Source organism: Streptomyces sp. NPDC102283, assembly GCF_044766265.1.
Classification (GTDB): Bacteria; Actinomycetota; Actinomycetes; order Streptomycetales; family Streptomycetaceae; genus Streptomyces.
Genome location: NZ_JBIWLQ010000001.1, coordinates 826,883 through 844,814, shown reverse-complemented (window position 1 = coordinate 844,814; position 17,932 = coordinate 826,883). Strand labels below are relative to the sequence as shown.

Sequence of the window (17,932 nt, the reverse complement as noted above, 5' to 3'; positions counted from 1 at the left end):
CGACTTCGCCGCTCCTGCTGGGCCTGTGGGCCGTCCGCGAATCAGGGGAAGGCGTGCGGGTCGTAGGGCGGCGACAGCTCGCCGGAGGGGGTTCCGACCAGTGCGGCCTCCAGTCGCGGCAGCCCGGCCACGCGTTGCTGGGCCTGGCCGAAGCACATGGGGACGATGCCCGGCACCACGGCCTTGGCGGCGGCCAGGCCGATGTCGGCGTGGTCCCGCGTGGTGGAGTCCACCAGGACGATCCGGTCCAGGCCGGCCGCGGCGTACCTCCCCCGGACGTAGTCCAGCGCCCCGCGCACATCGCCCCCGGCGACCTGTTCCAGCCGGTCCGGCCAGCCCGCGAACGCCTCCGCCAGGCTCATGCGCGGCCCGCCCAGAACGGACGTGACCCGCTCCTTCATCTCGGGCAGCGCGTAGAGCCGCAGATGGTCGTCCATCTCGTCGACCAGCCAGGGGTCGGCCAGCATCGGTTCGGCCTCGGAGCGTTCCCAGGTCATGCGCTCGGTCGCCATCTGGACCACCTCCCACAGCGCCCCGCGGACCGCGGAGACCGGGTCGATGCCGGAGCCCGCGGCGGAGAACGTGGCGGGGAAGGGAGCGCGCGTGTTGACCGCCATCGCCCAGACCACCGGGACGTCGATGTCCTGGGTGGCGCGCAGCAGATGGACCCGGAAGCCGCGCGAGGCGGCCGTCGCCAGCAGCCCCCGGGCGACCGGATCGGTGATCGAGGAGTGGGTGATCTCCGGCAGCGGAAGGGCCCGGTGGAAGCTGATCAGGAAGGCGTCGCGCTCGGCGAGTTCCAGCAGCGAGTACAGCGCCGCCTCCTCCAGGCAGGAGCCGACCGCGCAGCCGCTGGAGGACTCCTGGTAGAGGTGCCGGCGCGGTGCGGCGCCGTGCCTGCGTGCCGCCCGCTGCTCCCGTCCGTAGCGGTAGTCGTACTGGAAGAACGCGAGTTCGGCGGGGACGAGCCGGGGGCGGCCGTCCGCCAGATCGTGCCCCCACGCCCAGTCCATCGGCGTCTCGTCCGTCACCCGCTCGATCCGCGCGGTGGGACGCGCCGCCTGTTCCTCGGTGTACTCGCCGAACGCGGCGGGCCGCACCGCCAGCTCCGCTCCGTCCGCGGTGCGGACGAGTTCGGCGTACGACACTCCCTCGACCAGCGGCGCCTGGTGCGGGAAGCCCGACAGCCGCTCGTACACCTCCAGGATGGCGATCGGGTCCGCCTTGGCGAAGGTCGTCTCGCGGGCGTAGCCGAGGGCCACCGCGTCGGGCTGGAGCGCCATGCTCATGGCAAAGGGGGCCAGCAGCTCCCGCTGCTGCGCGAGGACCGGTCCGAAGCGTGGGTCCACCAGTCGTGAGCGCAGTGCTCCGGGCCGCACCAGTGCGGTCCCGGCCTCGGCCCGGCCCGGATTGTCCGCGGCGGCCGGGCGTGGTTGCAGGGCCAAGGGCTGCGGCGGACTCCCCACCGGCCGGTCGGGGATCTCCGGCGCACACAGCGGACAGGCGAAGTGGCGGGGTATGCGGTGCGTCCGCGTCCCCCGCGCCCCCACCGCGTACAACTCACCGGGCTCCAGCGGGCGGACGGCCAGCCGTGCCAGCGCCGCACGGGTGAGCTCGGGAAGGAACGGGCGGCGCGGAGCGACCCGCGAGGTGGGCCGGGTCAGGTCGTCGGTCAGGGGGTGGTCGATCACCAGCCGGGAGCGCAGCTCGGCGCAGCCCGCGCAGCCGGAGTCCGTCCCCGGCACCCAGCGGGGGCCGACCAGCACCTCGTCGCCGTAGACGCGGACGGACAGATGCTCACGCCCGCCGGCGGACCGCAGCCGCTCGCGTTCCCAGTCCAGGTCCCAGCCGAGGTTGGCGCCGACAGTGCCGTCCCCGGCGGCGCCCAGCGGCTCCAGCACGGCACGCCAGTCGGTGCCGGCGGCGTCGGACAGGGCGGGTGCGCAGGCCACGGTGGTCGCGGTCTCAGCCATGGGCGGTCTCCTCGGCGCTCTCATCCACCATCTGCGGCTCTCCGGCGAGGGCGACGGCCCGGACGGCCCCCGACCACAGGGGCAACGCGCCGGTCACCGGGTCCGGTCGCCGCGGGGTGCCCTCGTAGCGGAGCCCGGCGGCCGCGGCCGACTCCGCGATCTGCTTGCGCAGCGCGGCCTGCGCCGAGGGATCGGCGAACAGCAGGGCGTCGGTGTGCACGCCTTCGGCCAGGGGGCCCGCGCCGAGCACCCCGTGGGTCTGGTGCCGGGCCAGCGCGGTGGCCAGCGCGCGGTGCACCGCCTCCGTGTCGTCACGGCCCCAGCTCCGTCCGGTCCACGGCTGCGGGCCGCCGGAGGTCCCTACCTCCGCCAACGTCCAGTCCAGGCCGGGGTGGCGCAGCAAGGTCACCGCCGGGTCCGGCATGCCCTCTTCCTCCAGCATGCGCAGCAGCGGCACCGAGCGCGCCTCCACGGCCCCCACGGCCCTGGTCGCGTAGGGCACGGCTTCATCGGCCATCAGCCGCAGCGCGCCGTCCAGCAGCCAGTGCTCCTCGGTGAGCCCAGCGGCGGCGGCGCCCGGGGACGGGCAGGCCGCCCGGAGAGCGGCGAGGGCGACCGCGACCGTCGCCGTCCGCTGCTCCTCGGCCCAGGCGACCACGGAGCCGGCGCCGCCGTCGCGGTCGGCCATCTCCCGCAGGGCCAGGGGCATCTGGGGCAGTTCCTCGCCGCCCAACAGGGCGAAGGGGCCGGTCCAGCGTCCGGTGAGCGCGGTCACCGCCTCGACGGCCTCGTCGGGGGTGGGCGGCGGTACGGGTTCGGCGCCGGCCTCGGGCGCGGCTGTCAGGAAGCGCCGCTCGGCGGCTTCGCCGGCGGCGGGGCCGGGGGCCGTGAGGCTCACACGGTCCGCCGTCAGTTCCTCACCGTGGAGGACATGCGCTTCGCCGGGCGGCGCGATGCCCGCGAGTGTGTCGAACAGCAGCTGTCCCGCGAGCGCCCCGGCCAGTGCCGCGGCCGTGGGGTGGGGGACGGGGGCGGTCGCTTCGTCCACGGCCCAGCGTGCGGCCCTGCGGACAAGCGCGGCCGAGCCGGGAAGCGACGCACCACCGGGAGAGACAGGACCGACGGCCGCGACGAGTCCGTCCCAGCGCACCGGGACCACCGGCGCCCCCGCGGGCAGCAGCGCGGTCAGCGCCCGCGGGGTCAGCGCCCGCGGGGTCACGCCGTCGTCCGCGCCGGGGCAGTAGAGGGCGGCGTCCGGCGGCACGGGCAGGTCCCCGGGGTCCGGAAGCGACGCGGAGTCGCTGAGCGGCAGCAGCCGCATTCCCAGCCGGGAGGCGGTGGCAGCGGCGGCGTCGGGGTCCGGGGTGGCCAGCGTGAGACCGGTGATGCCGGCCCGGTGCAGTCCGCGGGCCGCCGGCAGCACGGCGTCGGCCGGACCGCACAGCAGCACCTCGGTGGTGCGCAGCCGCTGGAAGACGGCGTACGGGTCGGCGCACTCCGTCTCCAGGTGTGCCAGGGCCTCCGGGTAGCGGGCCCGGATCTCGGCCGACGGCTCGGGCACGGTCAGCGCGTCCACGTCGAGCATGAGGCCGCGGGCCCGCAACTCGTCGACGATCCGGCGGACGACGGGCCGGGCCCGCTCGCTGCCCAGGGCGGTGACCAGCTCGTCCTCGGTGGTTCCCGCTTCCAGCAGCGGCACACAGACGTCGGCGACCCGGTAGAGCAGTTGGGGGCCGCTGATCACGAACTGGGTGCCGGGACCGTTGAAGTAGACCCCTTCCGAGACCGGCGCATAGTGGAGATGGGGGCGCGCGCGTAGCGTCATCGGGTCTTTCCTCCGTACTGGAAGGGGCCGCCGGGAGCGCGGCCGATGTCGACGATCCACTCCAGGGCGTGCGGGCTGTCCCCCACCCGGGGCAGTGCCTCCTCCACGTAGGCCGCCTCGCCCCGCTCCACCATCCGGGGCAGCACACGCACGCTGAGGGCGCCGGCCAGATCGACGTACTGGGGCTTCTTCTTCCTGCCCTCGCCCGTGGCTTGGCCCGCGCCGGCGGCCTGGCCCTCGCCGGTGCCGTCATCGGGCTGCGGTTTCAGGACGACCTCCTCGGGCACGCCGTGCCGGTTCCGCCACCGGGCGAGCGCCAGCAGCCGGTCGTGCTCGGCGGGCCCCGCGGCCACCGCCTCGTCCAGCTCCCGGCCCCCGTACCAGCGGCGCCGGGCCAGCATGGCCGAGCCGACCTGGAAACGCGGGCAGGCCCGGGTGCGGTCGCCGTCCCACTGCCGCTCGGCGTGGTGGATCGCCACGAAGGGTTCGCGCAGCACACCGCCGGAGTACAGCCAGTTGGCCAGCCGGAGCGGCGCCGGGAGCCTCTCCGGGTGCCCGGTGCCGAGCGAGAGCATGTGCAGCGGGCGGCCGTCGGGGTCCAGGATGCCGAGCGCGTCCGTGTCCGGGTCGTGGCGCAGTCGCAGCCGGAACCAGTCGTCGGGCCCCAGCCGGTCCGGGAGCACCGGCGGGTGCGCGTTGACGTTGAGCCGGTGCAGGCCCGGGTCCTCGACCAGCCGCCCGTCCTGCTCGGCGTAGCGGGCGCGGAGCTGCTCGCGGAAGTGGGGCAGGGCGCGCCCGCCGAGGGCGCGGTCCGGTCCGAGGAACCTGCCGTAGAGCATGCCGTGGCCCGCGTAGGCCTCGTTGAACAGGAACTGCCGCTGCCACGTCTGGGTCAGCACGCCGTAGCGGAGGTCGCCGGTCCGGAAGCGGTCGGGCAGGCCCGTGGTCAGGTCGAGTGCCTGGCAGGCGCTCCAGCTGACGTCCTCGTCGGTGGCCACCGCCCGGTCGATGGCGGCGATCGCGGTGTCGACGACGTTCGCCCGCAGTGCGTACAGCCGGTCCAGCGAGCGGTCGGCCGGGCCCAGTTCGCCGGGGGGCGCCTTCTCGGGGAGTCGGTAGGCACGCCGGTAGGTCTCGGCGCTCAGGTAGTCCGCGTGGTCGCTGAGCGAGACCTCGGCGCCGACGCCGAACCGCTCGACGAAGACGGCGGACAGCAACGCCCGTATGTCGTGCATCCAGTCGAAGACGGACAGCAGGGCCACTCCGGCGGCGAGGTCGTCGAGCTGGCCCCGCCAGTCGGCGGTGGACACCCGGACGTCCTCCAGCACGGCGTCCTCCTCGACGAGGATCTGCGCCGGCCGTCCCGCCTCGCGGCTCAGCGCGGCCAGTGTGCCGCGCAGCCGGCGCAGCGCCTCGGGCCGTTCGTCGGCGGAGTTGTCGGCGAGCCCGCGCAGTTCGGCACCGGTCTGCTCCAGCAGCCTCCGGGCCGTCTCCGGAACTGTCAGACCGGCGGGGTCGAGCAGATCCGGGAAGTCGGCCGCGCCGTCCTCCGGGCGGCTGCGGGTGCACAGGATGCCGGCGCCCACCGCACGCGCCAGGGCCTGCCAGGCGAGTTCGGGGGTGCAGCCGGAGCGTGCGGCGAAGTCCGCGACGACGTCGGCCGCGCGGCGTGGGCCGACGGCGACGGCGGCCACCAGCAGTCCGACCGCGCCGGAGACCTTGGCCGACAGGCGGCGCACCCCGCCGTCGGCTCCGGGCTGCAGGAAGTACAGGAGGTCGCCTTGGGCCGACAGGTCGGACGTGGGCGGCAGTTGGAGCAGGGTGTCGGGGGTGAGGTCGCCGCCCGAGGTGTGCAGCCCGCCCAGTACGTAGTCGAGCATGACGCGGTCCAGCCCCTGGAAGGGCACCACCCGCCCGAACTCCGGGGCGTCCGGGCCCGGTCCGTCCGGTCCGGGGACGGCCAGGCCGATGGCGGTGAAGCGGGCCATCGGGCTGGTGCGGATCATGGCCCGGGTGACGTACTGGACCAGCCCGCGCTCGGACTTGCGCAGCCGGGTGGGAACGGGCTCGGTGGCGGCGACGGCCGCCACGTACCGTCCCGCGCCGGCCGCCGCCTCCGGTGCCACCAGCGTCATCGAGTGCCGCAGGCTCTCGTCGCCCAGCAGCCCGGCCAGCGTCCCGCGCTCGGCGTCCACCGCCCGCGGGTAGTGGCCGACCACGTCGGCGGCGAGTGCCTCCCGCCGCTGCCGGGCCTCCCACCAGCGGCCGACCAGGGGGTGGTCGACGAGCAGCGCCGGCCGCGGGGCGGTGTCGTTGTGGATGGCGCGGCGCAACACGATGAGCTGCCCGCGCTCGTCCCGGTCGGTGGTGGCGCCGATCAGTTCGTAGAGCGCGTCGGAGCACCGGTCAGCCAGCTCGCGCACCTCGGTCGTGGCCCCGTCCAGCGTGCGGAGCGCCGCCAGGAGGCCGGGGTCCGCGAGCCTTCTACGGCGCAGCGGGTTGAGGCGCAGCATCCACAGGGGCTCCGCGGTGTCGCTCATTCCGCCGCCCCGGCGGTGGCCTGCGCCATCTCCTGTCGTGTCTGCTCCAGCCTGTCCTGCCAGGACGAGTCGAGGACGTCGTCCACCAGTTCGGCGACGGCGAAGCAGAAGTAGTAGCGGTGCATGGGCGGTACGCCCAGCAGCGGCAGCTGCTGGTAGAAGAGGTTGACGAGCAGCCGGTAGGAGGCGAACCACTTCGGCGGCGAGGCGATGACGCCGGATTCGTCCATCGTTCGGTGGAAGGCACTGGGTTCGGTGCTCACGCGGCCGTCCCCGCCGGGCGGGCCCATGGTGTCCAGGTCGAAACCGGTGCCGAGACCGTCGATGTCGTCCAGCGTCAGCCTTCCCTGGGCGACCGTGGCGTCGAAGGCGCCCATGGAATAGGCGAAGGCACGGGCCCAGGCCGCCGTCCCGTGGTCGGGCGTACCGGAGAGCGCCCGCTCCACTACGGGCCGCAGGCGGGGGGCGTCGGCTGCCAGCCGCTGGGCGAAGGCGGGGCGGGGGTCCTTGCGGGCGGCCGCCCAGGCGAAGAACGCCTCGGCGTGCGAGCGCATCGAGAACGCCCCGTTCCCGGCTCCGTACTGGTGCGCCGCGGCCAGCGCGATGAACGCCTCCATGAGGCGTACCGGCGCCTCGCGCGGCTCCTCGGCCAGCTGCTGGACCGTGGTGGTCAGCGGCCGGTCCAGTTGGTCCAGGGCCATTTCCCGCAGATCCTGGAGCGGCTGCGGCCACGTCTCGATCGACGAGAAGCTCAGCGTCTCCGTGGCACCGTGCTCACGCATCGGCAGATAGGGCGGTGCGACGCCTTCCAGCCGGCCCATCTCACGGGCCTGGGTGAGATAGGCCTCCTCGTCCATCACGGTCGGGCCCTCGGCGGGGCCGGCGTCGAGGGCGGCGGCGATCCCCGCCCAGTCGAGCGCCGGCCGCCCGGGCACGCTCCGGGCGACGATGTCGATGTGCGGACCATACAGCCAGCCCCGCCGCAGGTGGAGGAGGGCCGCTTGGCGGTCCTCGCGGAGGCGGTGACTGACCGGCAGCACGGTCCGCGCCAGCCAGCGAGGGGTGATGGGCACCCGGGAGTACAGCCGTACCCCCGCCGCCTCGGACATCTCCGGACCGGCGGCTGCTGTGTCTGTGATCACGCTGCGTACCCGTTCATGATCGGAAGGCGTTGCGGGAGATGGCGGCCGTCCGACGTGGTGTGACGCGGCCCGGCAGGGCTCACAATGCCGCCGCGCCGGGCCCCGGACAACGAGCAGTGGACGGAACCTGACATCTGTCATGTGCCGCCGAACCGTCCGCCGTGGCGCGGTCCGCGGGCGGAGAACGGCCGAAGACCCGCGGAAGCGGCCGTACCGGGCGGCTTCGGCGCCCTCCGGGCCGGGCCGCCGGAGTGATAGAACCTTGGCTCCCGCAGACAGCTCGCCGAGATCTCCCCACCATGGACGGAGCATCAAGATGGTTACGCCGCAGCGCCCTTCGACGGTGTACAGCACGGAGCACGCCGAGATCTACGACTTCATCCACGCGGCCCGGGGCCGGGACTGGTCGGCCGAGGCGGACGGCATCACCCGGCTGGTCCGGGAGCGTTGCCCCGAAGCGGGTTCGCTGCTCGACGTCGCTTGCGGCACCGGCGCGCATCTGGAGCGGTTCGCCGAGCACTTCGGCACCGTGGCCGGCGTCGAGCTCTCCCCCGAGATGCGCAGAACCGCCACGAACAGAGTCCCGGCGGCCCGCGTGCACGAGGGGGACATGCGGCAGTTCGAGCTCGGCCGGACCTTCGACGCGGTGCTCTGCATGTGCTTCTCCCTGGGGTATATGAGCACCGTCGAGGAGCTGCGTCGGAGCGCGGCGACCCTGGTACGTCATCTGGCGCCCGGCGGAGTGCTCGTCGCCGAACCCTGGTGGTTTCCGGAGCAGTTCATCGACGGGTTCATATCGGCCTCCCTCGCCCAGGAGCAGGGCCGGGCCGTCAGCCGGCTGTCGCACTCGGTCCGGGACGGACGCGTCAGCCGGATGACGGTGCGCTATACCGTCGCGGAGACGACCGGTATCCGTGAATTCACCGAATACGAAACGTACTCACTGTTCACCCAGGAGGAATACCTGGACGCCTTCGGGCGGGCGGGGTGCGAGGTGGAGTTCCTCTCCGACTGGCCGAACGGCAGGGGGCTGTTCATCGGGGTCCGCGCATGAGGGGAAACACCCCGGCACCGTGACGAGGAAGCGGGCAAACCCCATCCCTCCGCGTCGCCCTGACAGATCCGCGCCGCGACAGCAAGGCGCCGAGGCAGGTTCCTGATATGTGTCACAGCCCCCATCGCTTCGATCCCGCAGGCCCCTGAGGTGGGCTAGCTTTCCGCGGAGAATGCCGACGGCCCTTCCCGGGGCCATCGGCGGATCGACCGCACATTCCGGGGGGAGACCATGAGCGAGCCGTCGGACCGGATCGCCGGAGTCGGCGCGCGCGCCGACAGCGGTGTGGAGGTCTTCGAGCGTCACTACGCCGGTGAGCCGGGCGCCGGCTGGGAGATCCAGCGGCCGCAGACGGTCCTCGTACGCCTCGCCGCGGAGGGCGCGCTCCGCGGCCGGGTGCTCGACGTCGGCTGCGGCAGCGGCGACAACGCCCTGCTGGCCGCCGAACACGGCCTGGAGACGACGGGGGTGGACGCCGCGCCCAGCGCGATCACCCTCGCCACCCGCAAGGCGCGCGAACGCGGCCTGAAGGCACGCTTCCTGGAGTGGGACGCCCTGGACCTCGCAGCGCTCGGCGAGCAGTTCGACACGCTCATCGACGTCGGGCTCTTCCACTGCTTCGCTCCCGAGGACCGGCCCCGCCTCGCCCGCAGCATGGCCTCCGTCGTGCCGGCCGGCGGACGCTGCTTCCTGATGTGCTTCAGCGACCGGCAGCCGGGCGACTGGGGTCCGCGACGCGTTCCCGAGCAGGCCGTCCGGGAGAGCTTCACCGGCGCCGGGTGGCGCGTGGACACGCTCGAAGCAGCCGAACTCGACGTCGCCTTCCGCCCTGGGGTCGCCCAGGCCTGGTTCGCCGCCATGACCCGCCTCTGAGCGGGTCGGAGAGAAGACGACCATGCGCGTCCTGTTCTGCACCTGGCCCGCCGCGGCCCACCTCTACCCCAGCGTGCCGATGGCCCGGGCCCTGCACGACGGGGGCCACGAGGTGCGGGTCATCTCCCACCCGTCGCTGCTGGACACGATTGACGCGACGGGGCTCACGGGGGTGTCGCTAGGCGACGAGCAGACCCTGCCGCAACCGCTGGGCGCCGGCCGCCCCATCGCCCCGGACACGTACGCCGACCTCGTCCGCCTCACCCGGTCCCTCGAACTGGACGGCTACGAGCGGTACGTGTGGACCTATTACCGGGACTACATGCTGCCGGCCGTACGCGACTTCCAGCCGGAGGGCGCTCCCGCCGGCGAACCCCAGTACGCCCTGGACGCGCTGGTCGACTTCTGCCGTTCCTGGCGGCCCGATCTGGTCCTGTGGGACCCCACGATGCCGGCCGCCGGGGTGGCCGCGCGGGTGTCCGGCGCGGCCCACGCCCGCATCCTGTGGGGCCCGGACCTGTTCGGCTGGGCGCACGAGCAGTACACCCGGTGCGGAAAGCTCGCCGGTGACGCCCTCCTGCCCGAGGAGCCGATGACCTCGTCGGTCAGGCCGATGGCCGAGCGCTACGGGCTCCCCATGACCGACGAGCTGCTGTTCGGGCAGTGGACGGTCGACCCGGTGCTGGAGCGCATGCGCCTGCCCACCGCGAAGCGCACCGTGTCGATGCGCTGGCAGGCGTACACCGGCCCCGCCGTGCTTCCCGAGTGGCTGAGGGATCCGCCCGCACGACCGCGGGTGGCCATCACCCTCGGTTCCTCGATACGGGCCTGGGGGCGGGACAGCGCCCTGCTCGTCAACCGGGTGCTGGAGATGGTGGACGGCCTGGACATCGAGGCCGTCGCCACGCTGGACGCCTCCCAGCTCGCGGTGGCCGACCGGATACCCGACAACGTCCGGACCGTCGACTACGTCCCGCTGACCGAACTGCTGCCGACCTGTTCGGCGGTGATCCACCACGGCGGCCACGGATCGTTCGGCGCCGCCCTGGTCAACCGGATCCCGCAGTTCGTCGTGATGGACCCCGGCTACCCCATGGAAGCGCCGCTCACGGGCCGGTTCCTCTCCGAGAGCGGAGCGGGAACGGGGGTGCGCGTCGACCGGCACACCGGCGCCGAACTGCGCGCGGGGCTGTCCCGGCTGCTGACCGCACCGTCCTTCCGCGACGCCGCGGCGGAGCTGTACACGGACCTGCTGACCGCTCCGGAGCCGAGCGAGATCATCCCCGTCCTGGAGCGCCTCACCCGCCACCACCAGAGCCGGGACTGAACCCGCCACCTTCCCACCGTCCCCACCGCGCCAGGGAGCCACCGCGTGATCAACGTCTTCCAGCCGAGCCTGGGCGAGGCGGAACTCCTCGCCCTGTCCGAGGTCTTCGCTTCGAACTGGCTGGGCCACGGACCCCGCACCGACGCGTTCGAAGCACGCTTCGCGGACCACATCGGTGTCGAGCCGGACCGGATGCTCTTCCTCAACTCCGGCACGGCCGGGCTCTTCCTCGCCACCGAGCTGCTCGACCTGGGCCCCGGCGACGAGGTGGTCCTGCCGTCCGTGAGCTTCGTGGCCGCCGCCAACGCCATCGCCGCGACCGGCGCGCGCCCCGTCTTCTGCGACGTCGACCCGCACGGTCTCCACCCGACCGTGGAGCACGTCGAACGCGCCATGACGCCCCGGACCAGGGCCGTCATCGTGCTGCACTACGGCGGCTACCCCGGGGATGTCGTGGGGATCGCGGCCCTGTGCCGGCAGCGGGGGATCCCCCTCGTCGAGGACGCCGCCTGCGCCGTGGCCTCCACGGTCGACGGCAGGGCGTGCGGCACCTTCGGCGACATCGCCCTCTGGAGCTTCGACGCGATGAAGGTGCTGGTGACCGGCGACGGCGGCATGCTGTACGTCCGCGACCAGCGGCTCGCGCGCCGCGCCCGGGTCCTCGCCTACCACGGTCTGGAGCAGCCCAGCGGCTTCGCCCACGCGAAGGTGTCCGAGCGGTGGTGGGAACTCGACGTACGGAGCTTCGGCCGCCGCGTCATCGGCAACGACCTGACCGCCGCGCTCGGCACGGTGCAGCTCGGCCGGCTGCCCGCCAACATCGCCCGGCGGCGCGAGGTGGCGACCGCCTACGACAGCCTGCTCGCGAACACCCCGGGCGTACGCCTGCCGCCCCCGCTGCCCGAGGGGCACCGCTCCTCCCACTACTTCTACTGGGTCCAGATGGATCCGCTCATCCGTGACCGGGTCGCGGCCACGCTGCTGGCCCAGGACATCTACACCACCTTCAAATACCCGCCGCTGCACCGGGTGCCCGCGTACGGCGCCCACCCCACCGACCTTCCGGGCACCGACCTGGCCACCGGCAGCACACTCCTGCTCCCCCTCCACCAGGCCCTGAGCGACGCGGAGATCAGGACGGTGGCGAGCGCCCTGTGCGAAAGCGTCACCCATCACCTGGCCCTGGCCGGGGCCTGACGCACGCCGACGGGAACCACCGAGGGAGGCGCCCGCCTGTGGGCATCGACGAGACAGCCGTTCCAGGTGCGTACGCGCACGCGCCCGGCCGAGCGGCGCGCCCTCCGTGCGCCCCGGCCCGCACCGCACCACGGGAGGAACGCCCATGAAGGCGCTGATACTCGCCGGAGGTCTCGGGACACGGCTGCGGCCGTTCACCGAGACCATGCCCAAACAGCTGATTCCCATCGCCAACCAGCCCGTTCTCGAACACGTACTGGTCAACCTCCGCGCGCTGGGCGTGCGGGAGATCTGCGTGGTCGTCGGCGCGTGGGGGCCCGACATCGCGGCACGGATCGGCGACGGATCGCGGTTCGGCGCCCGGATCACCTACCTCACGCAAGCCCGGCCGCTGGGTCTGGCGCACTGTGTGGCCATCGCCCGCCCGTTCCTCGGGGACGACGACTTCGTGATGTACCTCGGCGACAACGTCGTGCAGGACGGCATCGCGGGGCCCGCCGAGGAGTTCCGGGCCCGCCGCTCCGCCGCGCACCTGGTGGTGGCCAGGGTCGCCGACCCCCGCGCCTTCGGGGTGGCCGAGCTGGACGCCCGTGGCCGGGTGCGGCGGCTGGTGGAGAAGCCGCGCCTGCCGCTCAGCGACCTGGCGCTCATCGGCGTCTACTTCTTCCGCCCCGCCATCCACGGAGCGGTCGCCGCGATCAGCCCGAGCGCACGCGGCGAGCTGGAGATCACCGACGCCGTCCAGTGGCTGGTCGACCGGGGGTCCGCGGTCACGGCCGACGAGTACACCGGCTACTGGAAGGACACCGGACGCGTGGAGGACGTCCTGGACTGCAACCGGCGCCTGCTGGACACCCTGGACCGGGGCGTCCACGGAACGGCCGACGCCACCAGCCGTCTGACCGGACCGGTGCACATCGCCCCGGGCGCCACCGTGCTGCGCTCCGTCATCACCGGGCCGGTGATCGTCGGCCCCGGCTCCCGCGTCGAGGACTGCCGTATCGGACCGGGCACATCGATCGGCAGCGACTGCGTACTGCGCGGCACCGAGCTGGAGAACTCCATCGTGATGGACGGCGCGTGGGTGACGCGACGGACCGGTGCGAGCGACCTGCTCATCGGCCGCTCGATGCGGATCGGCTCCGGATCGCCCCCAGTGCCACTGCCCATGGAACTCGCGGCGAACGGCGCGCGTACAGGAGGAACCCGATGAGGATTCTGGTCACCGGCGGGGCCGGGTTCGTCGGCTCGCACTACGTGCGGACGATGCTGGCGCAGGGGTACGCGGGCTACGAGCGGGCCGACGTCACCGTGCTGGACAAGCTGAGCTACGCGGGCAACGCCGAGAACATTCCGGTCGGTCACCCCCGGCTGCGTCTCGTCCGGGGCGACATCTGCGACGCGCCGCTGTTGAACGAACTGCTGCCCGGCCACGACGCCGTGGTGCACTTCGCGGCCGAGTCGCACGTCGACAGGTCCCTGGACGCCCCCGCCGTCTTCACCCGGACGAACGTGGTGGGCACCCAGACCCTCCTGGACGCCTGCCTGGCCGCCGGAGTGGAGCGGGTGGTGCACATCTCCACGGACGAGGTGTACGGGAGTATCGGCGAGGGCTCCTGGCACGAGGAGTCACCCCTGCTGCCCAACTCCCCCTACGCGGCCTCGAAGGCGGCGGCGGACCTGACCGTGCGCGCCTACTGGCGGACCTTCGGACTCGATGTGTCGATCACGCGCTGCTCCAACACGTACGGCCCGTACCAGCATCCGGAGAAGGCCATCCCGCGCTTCACCACCAACCTCCTGGAGGGCGAGCCGATCCCGCTGTACGGCTCCGGGCGGAACGTGCGCGACTGGATCCACGTGGACGACCACGCGCGGGCCGTCCAGCTCGTGCTGACCAAGGGCATCGCCGGCGGCATCTACCACGTGGGCGGCGGCCACGAGCTGACCAACATCGAGCTGGCGGAGCAGCTGATCGCCCTGTGCGGCGCGGACCGGTCCATGATCCGGCATGTGACCGACCGCAAGGGACACGACCTGCGCTACTCGCTGGACGGGTCCAAGACCCGTACCGAGCTGGGGTTCACGCCACGGGTCGGCTTCGACGAAGGGCTGGCCGCCACCGTCGACTGGTACCGGGACAACACGGCGTGGTGGAAGGCCGCGAAGGACCAGGCAGCGGACACGGAGGACCGGTCGTGAACGACGAGCACAGGACACGGGTCCTGGAAGAGGCGCGGAAGCACCACCAGAGCGTGCGTGCTTCCGGGGAGTTCGTGCCGGGAACCACGGAGATCTGGCCGTCCGGCGCCGTCCTGGACGAGGACGACCGCGCGGCGCTGGTGGAGGCCGCCCTGGATCTGCGGATCGCCGCCGGGCCGCTCTCCAAGCGCTTCGAGTCGAACTTCGCCCGGCTGCTGAAGCGCCGCAAGGCCCATCTGACGAACTCCGGTTCGTCCGCGAACCTGCTGGCGCTCACCGCCTACACCTCCCCTCTCCTGGGCGAACGGCGGCTGCTGCCCGGTGACGAGGTCATCACGGTCGCCGCCGGATTCCCCACCACGGTGAACCCGATCCTCCAGAACGGCCTGGTGCCGGTCTTCGTGGACATCGAGCTCGGCACCTACAACACCACCGCCGACCGGGTCGCCGCGGCCATCGGACCCAGGACCCGCGGCATCATGATCGCGCACGCCCTGGGCAACCCGTTCGAGGTGGCGGAGATCGCCCAACTCGCGGCGGACCACGGCCTGGTCTTCGTCGAGGACAACTGCGACGCGGTCGGCACCACCTACCGGGGGCGGCTGACCGGCACGTTCGGTGACATCAGCACCGTGAGCTTCTATCCCGCGCACCACCTGACGATGGGCGAGGGCGGCATCGTGACGACCTCGGACCTCAAGGTCGCGCGGATCGTCGAGTCACTGCGGGACTGGGGGCGGGACTGCTGGTGCGAACCGGGCCACAGCGACACCTGTCTGAAGCGCTTCGACCACCAGCTCGGCGCGTTGCCCGCCGGCTACGACCACAAGTACATCTTCTCCCACGTCGGCTACAACCTGAAGTCGACGGACCTGCAGGCGGCGCTCGGCCTGTCGCAGCTGCGGAAGCTGGACGGGTTCATCGCGGCGCGCCGCCACAACTGGCGGCGGATGCGTGAGGGCCTGGACGGCGTACGCCATCTCCTGCTGCCGGAGGCGACGGCAGGCAGCGACCCGAGCTGGTTCGGGTTCGTGATGACGGTCGGCCCCGACGCCCCGTTCACCTGCGGGGAGCTGACCGGGTTCCTGGAGCGGCGGAAGATCGGTACGCGCCGCATGTTCGCGGGCAACCTCACCCGGCAGCCCGCCTACCTCCAGCAGCCCCACCGCGTCGTCGGCGAACTGACCAACAGTGACATCGTCACGGAGCGGACCTTCTGGACCGGTGTGTACCCGGGCCTCACCGACGAGATGACCGACTACGTCATCGCCTCGGTACGGGAGTTCGTGGCGGGCCGCCGGTGAGGCTCGACAGCTCGCGGCCGATCGGCTCGGAGACCGGACCGGACGGACTGGGCGGATCTGGCGCACGGGAGGGGCTGGAGGGGCTGGAGGGGCTGGAGGGGCTGGAGGCCAGGATCGCCCGCTCCGTGGCCGCCACCGACCCGGCGACCGGCGCCCGGAGCACGACGGCCGAGATCCTCGCGTGGCTGACGGAACGCCGCCGCGCCCACGGCACACGGATCCGGCCCATCCCGTTCGCGGAGCTGGACGGCTGGTCGTTCCAGGAGGGCACCGGGAACCTGGTCCACCGCAGCGGCCGCTTCTTCACCGTCGAGGGCATGCGCGTGCACGACGCGGACCGGGCCGAGAGCCCGTGGCAGCAACCGGTCATGATGCAGCCGGAGGTGGGCGTACTCGGGCTCCTCGCCAGGGAGTTCGAGGGCGTACTGCACTTCCTGGCCCAGGCCAAGATGGAACCGGGCAACCGGGACATGCTTCAGTTGTCACCGACCGTGCAGGCCACCCGGAGCAACTACCAGCGGGTGCACGGGGGCTCCGGCGTGCGGTTCCTGGAGTTCTTCACCGAGCCGGGCCGTGCCCGGCCGCTGACCGACACGGTGCAGTCCGAACACGGCGAGTGGTTCCTGTACAAGTCGAACCGCAACATCGTGGTGGAGACGGCCGAGGAGGTCGCCGAGGACCCCGCCGCCGAACCGGACTTCCGCTGGCTGACCCTCGGCCAGATCGGCGAGCTCCTGCGGTTGGACAACGTGGTCAACATGGACACCAGGACCGTAGTGGCCTGCCTGCCGACCCCCGGAGAGCCACGGCCGGCCCGGCACACCGACGCCGAGGTGTCGTCCTGGCTCGGTGCCGCCCGCGCCCGCTCCCGGCTCCGGGCCGAGCCCGTACCGCTCGCCCGGGTGCGGGGCTGGCTCCGGGACGAACAGGCCGTCCGCCGCTCCGACGACCGCCACTTCCGCGTGGTCGCGGTCGCGGTCGAGGCGGAAGGCCGGGAGGTGGGCAGCTGGACCCAGCCACTGTTCGAACCGTGCGGCCCCGGAGTCAGCGCGTTCCTGTTCCGCCACTTCGACGGCGTGCCGCATCTCCTGGTCCACGCCCGCGCGGAGGCGGGGCTGCCGCAGACCGTCGAGGTGGGCCCGACCGTCTGCTACACCCCCGACGACCGCGGTCACCACCCGGCGTACGCGGAACTCGTCCATGCCGCCGGAGGTTCTCGCGTCCGCTACGCGACGGTGCTCTCCGAGGAGGGAGGGCGGTTCCTGCACGCCGAGAACAGCTGCCTCCTCGTGTCGCTGGACGGCGTCGACGACAGCGACCTGCTCGGCCCGCCGCCGGACTACCTCTGGATCACGCCGGGCCAGCTCGGCGCCCTGACGGGCCGGGGCCATCAGGTCACCGTCCAGGCCCGTACGTTGCTGGCCGTGCTCAACTCCGGTGCGGCGAGGCTGTCATGAGCCGGCCGGTACGGATCGCGGTGCTCGGCACCGCGGAGTTCGCCCGGCGGCGCATGCTGCCCGCCTTCCGGGCCTCCGCCGACGTCACCGTGGTCGCCGTGGCGAGCAGGGACCCGGCCAGAGCGGCGGCAGTGGCCAGGGAACACGGCTGCCGGGCCGCCGCCGACTACGCCGAGCCGCTGGCCGACGACGACGTGGACGCGGTCTATCTGCCGCTGCCCGCGTCGATGCACGCCGAGTGGGCCGGTGCGGCGCTGCGGGCGGGCAAGCACGTGCTCGTGGAGAAGCCCGCCGCGATGAGCGGGGCGGACGCCGCCGAACTCTGCGCGCTGGCCCGCTCACGAGGCCTGGCCCTGGTGGAGAACGTCCTGTTCCTCCACCACTCCCAGCACCGGGCGGTCATGCGGCACGTCGCCGACGGGGCGATCGGACGGCTCCAGGCCTTCGACGCGGCGTTCACCGTGCCGCGCCGGCCGGCCTCCGACATCCGCTACCACCCGGACCTGGGCGGCGGGGCCCTGTGGGACCTCGGCGTGTATCCGCTGCGCGCCGCACTCGGCCTGCTGGGATCGGACCCGTGCCCGAGGCTGGTGGGCGCCACCGCCCGGCGGGACCCGTCGGACAGGGTGGACACGGCGGGTACGGCGCTGCTGGACGGCGGAGACGGACTCGCCCTCCAGCTCAGCTACGGCCTCGACCACACCTACCGCAGTACGTACACGCTCTGGGGCAGCACGGGCCGGCTCACGGTCGACCGGGCGTTCACCCCACCCGCCGACCACGAACCGGTGCTCCGGCTGGAGCGGGCAGGGGTGTCGACCCGGCTCCCCCTGCCCGCGGACGACCAGGCGGGCAACGCCGTCACGGCCTTCGCCCGCGCGGTCCGTGCCCGCGCGCGTCCGGCACCGGAGATCCTGCGCCAGGCTGAGCTGCTGGAGGCGATCAGCCTCAGCGGCAGGGCAGTTCACCGCACGGAGCGACCTGTGCGCGACGGCCGGACTCCCCCGGCGGACCCCACCGGTTCATGATCCCGGTGGG

13 protein-coding genes are annotated in these 17,932 nt (G+C 73.1%); 9 read left to right on the top strand and 4 right to left on the bottom strand.

Going from position 1 to position 17,932, the window contains the following annotated elements; genetic code table 11:
- Window positions 1–41 precede the first annotated feature (41 nt).
- The 4 genes from ACIRJT_RS03975 to ACIRJT_RS03960 are packed head-to-tail and all read right to left on the bottom strand — an operon-like array spanning window position 42 to window position 7,480.
- Window positions 42–1,973, bottom strand: coding sequence for a TOMM precursor leader peptide-binding protein (locus ACIRJT_RS03975; protein ID WP_403904070.1), 1,932 nt, complete (start codon window positions 1,971–1,973; stop codon window positions 42–44).
- A complete protein-coding gene (locus ACIRJT_RS03970) occupies window positions 1,966–3,798 on the bottom strand; it encodes a hypothetical protein (protein WP_403904067.1) in 1,833 nt (610 codons plus the stop codon). Before ACIRJT_RS03970 ends, ACIRJT_RS03975 begins: the two co-directional genes overlap by 8 nt.
- Entirely contained in the window at window positions 3,795–6,338 is a 2,544-nt protein-coding gene (locus tag ACIRJT_RS03965) for a hypothetical protein (protein WP_403904064.1), read from the bottom strand. Before ACIRJT_RS03965 ends, ACIRJT_RS03970 begins: the two co-directional genes overlap by 4 nt.
- Entirely contained in the window at window positions 6,335–7,480 is a 1,146-nt protein-coding gene (locus ACIRJT_RS03960; RefSeq protein ID WP_403904062.1) for a hypothetical protein, read from the bottom strand. The genes ACIRJT_RS03965 and ACIRJT_RS03960 overlap by 4 nt, the downstream gene beginning before the upstream one ends.
- Before the next feature lie 343 nt (window positions 7,481–7,823).
- Between ACIRJT_RS03960 and ACIRJT_RS03955 the strand changes: the two genes are divergently transcribed.
- The 9 genes from ACIRJT_RS03955 to ACIRJT_RS03915 all read left to right on the top strand — a co-directional run bounded on the left by ACIRJT_RS03955 (window position 7,824) and on the right by ACIRJT_RS03915 (window position 17,922).
- Window positions 7,824–8,534 (top strand): class I SAM-dependent methyltransferase, encoded by a 711-nt coding sequence (locus tag ACIRJT_RS03955; RefSeq protein WP_403904469.1) that lies wholly within the window; start codon window positions 7,824–7,826, stop codon window positions 8,532–8,534.
- 231 nt (window positions 8,535–8,765) lie between these two features.
- A complete protein-coding gene (locus ACIRJT_RS03950; RefSeq protein ID WP_403904060.1) occupies window positions 8,766–9,407 on the top strand; it encodes a class I SAM-dependent methyltransferase in 642 nt (213 codons plus the stop codon).
- A 22-nt stretch (window positions 9,408–9,429) separates the two neighbouring features.
- The gene (locus ACIRJT_RS03945; RefSeq protein WP_403904057.1) at window positions 9,430–10,734 is read left to right on the top strand and encodes a nucleotide disphospho-sugar-binding domain-containing protein; all 1,305 of its coding nucleotides are present in this window, start codon (window positions 9,430–9,432) and stop codon (window positions 10,732–10,734) included.
- 45 nt (window positions 10,735–10,779) lie between these two features.
- Window positions 10,780–11,931, top strand: a complete 1,152-nt coding sequence (locus ACIRJT_RS03940) for a DegT/DnrJ/EryC1/StrS family aminotransferase (RefSeq protein WP_403904054.1) — start codon at window positions 10,780–10,782, stop codon at window positions 11,929–11,931.
- A gap of 145 nt (window positions 11,932–12,076) precedes the next feature.
- Complete coding sequence (locus ACIRJT_RS03935) at window positions 12,077–13,144, top strand: glucose-1-phosphate thymidylyltransferase (protein WP_403904051.1); 1,068 nt, start codon at window positions 12,077–12,079, stop codon at window positions 13,142–13,144.
- Window positions 13,141–14,133, top strand: a complete 993-nt coding sequence (gene rfbB / locus ACIRJT_RS03930; protein WP_403904049.1) for a dTDP-glucose 4,6-dehydratase — start codon at window positions 13,141–13,143, stop codon at window positions 14,131–14,133. The genes ACIRJT_RS03935 and rfbB overlap by 4 nt, the downstream gene beginning before the upstream one ends.
- The gene (gene rfbH / locus ACIRJT_RS03925; protein WP_403904046.1) at window positions 14,130–15,437 is read left to right on the top strand and encodes a lipopolysaccharide biosynthesis protein RfbH; all 1,308 of its coding nucleotides are present in this window, start codon (window positions 14,130–14,132) and stop codon (window positions 15,435–15,437) included. The genes rfbB and rfbH overlap by 4 nt, the downstream gene beginning before the upstream one ends.
- Window positions 15,434–16,894, top strand: a complete 1,461-nt coding sequence (locus ACIRJT_RS03920; protein ID WP_403904043.1) for an NDP-hexose 2,3-dehydratase family protein — start codon at window positions 15,434–15,436, stop codon at window positions 16,892–16,894. Before rfbH ends, ACIRJT_RS03920 begins: the two co-directional genes overlap by 4 nt.
- Window positions 16,891–17,922, top strand: coding sequence for a Gfo/Idh/MocA family protein (locus ACIRJT_RS03915; protein WP_403904040.1), 1,032 nt, complete (start codon window positions 16,891–16,893; stop codon window positions 17,920–17,922). Before ACIRJT_RS03920 ends, ACIRJT_RS03915 begins: the two co-directional genes overlap by 4 nt.
- Window positions 17,923–17,932 lie beyond the last annotated feature (10 nt).

Excerpts from the sequence above, each read along its gene's own strand:
- ACIRJT_RS03935 (WP_403904051.1), top strand. The coding sequence starts at position 12,077 with ATGAAGGCGCTGATACTCGCCGGAGGTCTCGGGACACGGCTGCGGCCG.
- ACIRJT_RS03950 (WP_403904060.1), top strand. The coding sequence starts at position 8,766 with ATGAGCGAGCCGTCGGACCGGATCGCCGGAGTCGGCGCGCGCGCCGAC.
- ACIRJT_RS03975 (WP_403904070.1), bottom strand. The coding sequence starts at position 1,973 with ATGGCTGAGACCGCGACCACCGTGGCCTGCGCACCCGCCCTGTCCGAC.
- rfbB (WP_403904049.1), top strand. The coding sequence starts at position 13,141 with ATGAGGATTCTGGTCACCGGCGGGGCCGGGTTCGTCGGCTCGCACTAC.
- ACIRJT_RS03945 (WP_403904057.1), top strand. The coding sequence starts at position 9,430 with ATGCGCGTCCTGTTCTGCACCTGGCCCGCCGCGGCCCACCTCTACCCC.
- ACIRJT_RS03965 (WP_403904064.1), bottom strand. The coding sequence starts at position 6,338 with ATGAGCGACACCGCGGAGCCCCTGTGGATGCTGCGCCTCAACCCGCTG.
- ACIRJT_RS03970 (WP_403904067.1), bottom strand. The coding sequence starts at position 3,798 with ATGACGCTACGCGCGCGCCCCCATCTCCACTATGCGCCGGTCTCGGAA.
- ACIRJT_RS03915 (WP_403904040.1), top strand. The coding sequence starts at position 16,891 with ATGAGCCGGCCGGTACGGATCGCGGTGCTCGGCACCGCGGAGTTCGCC.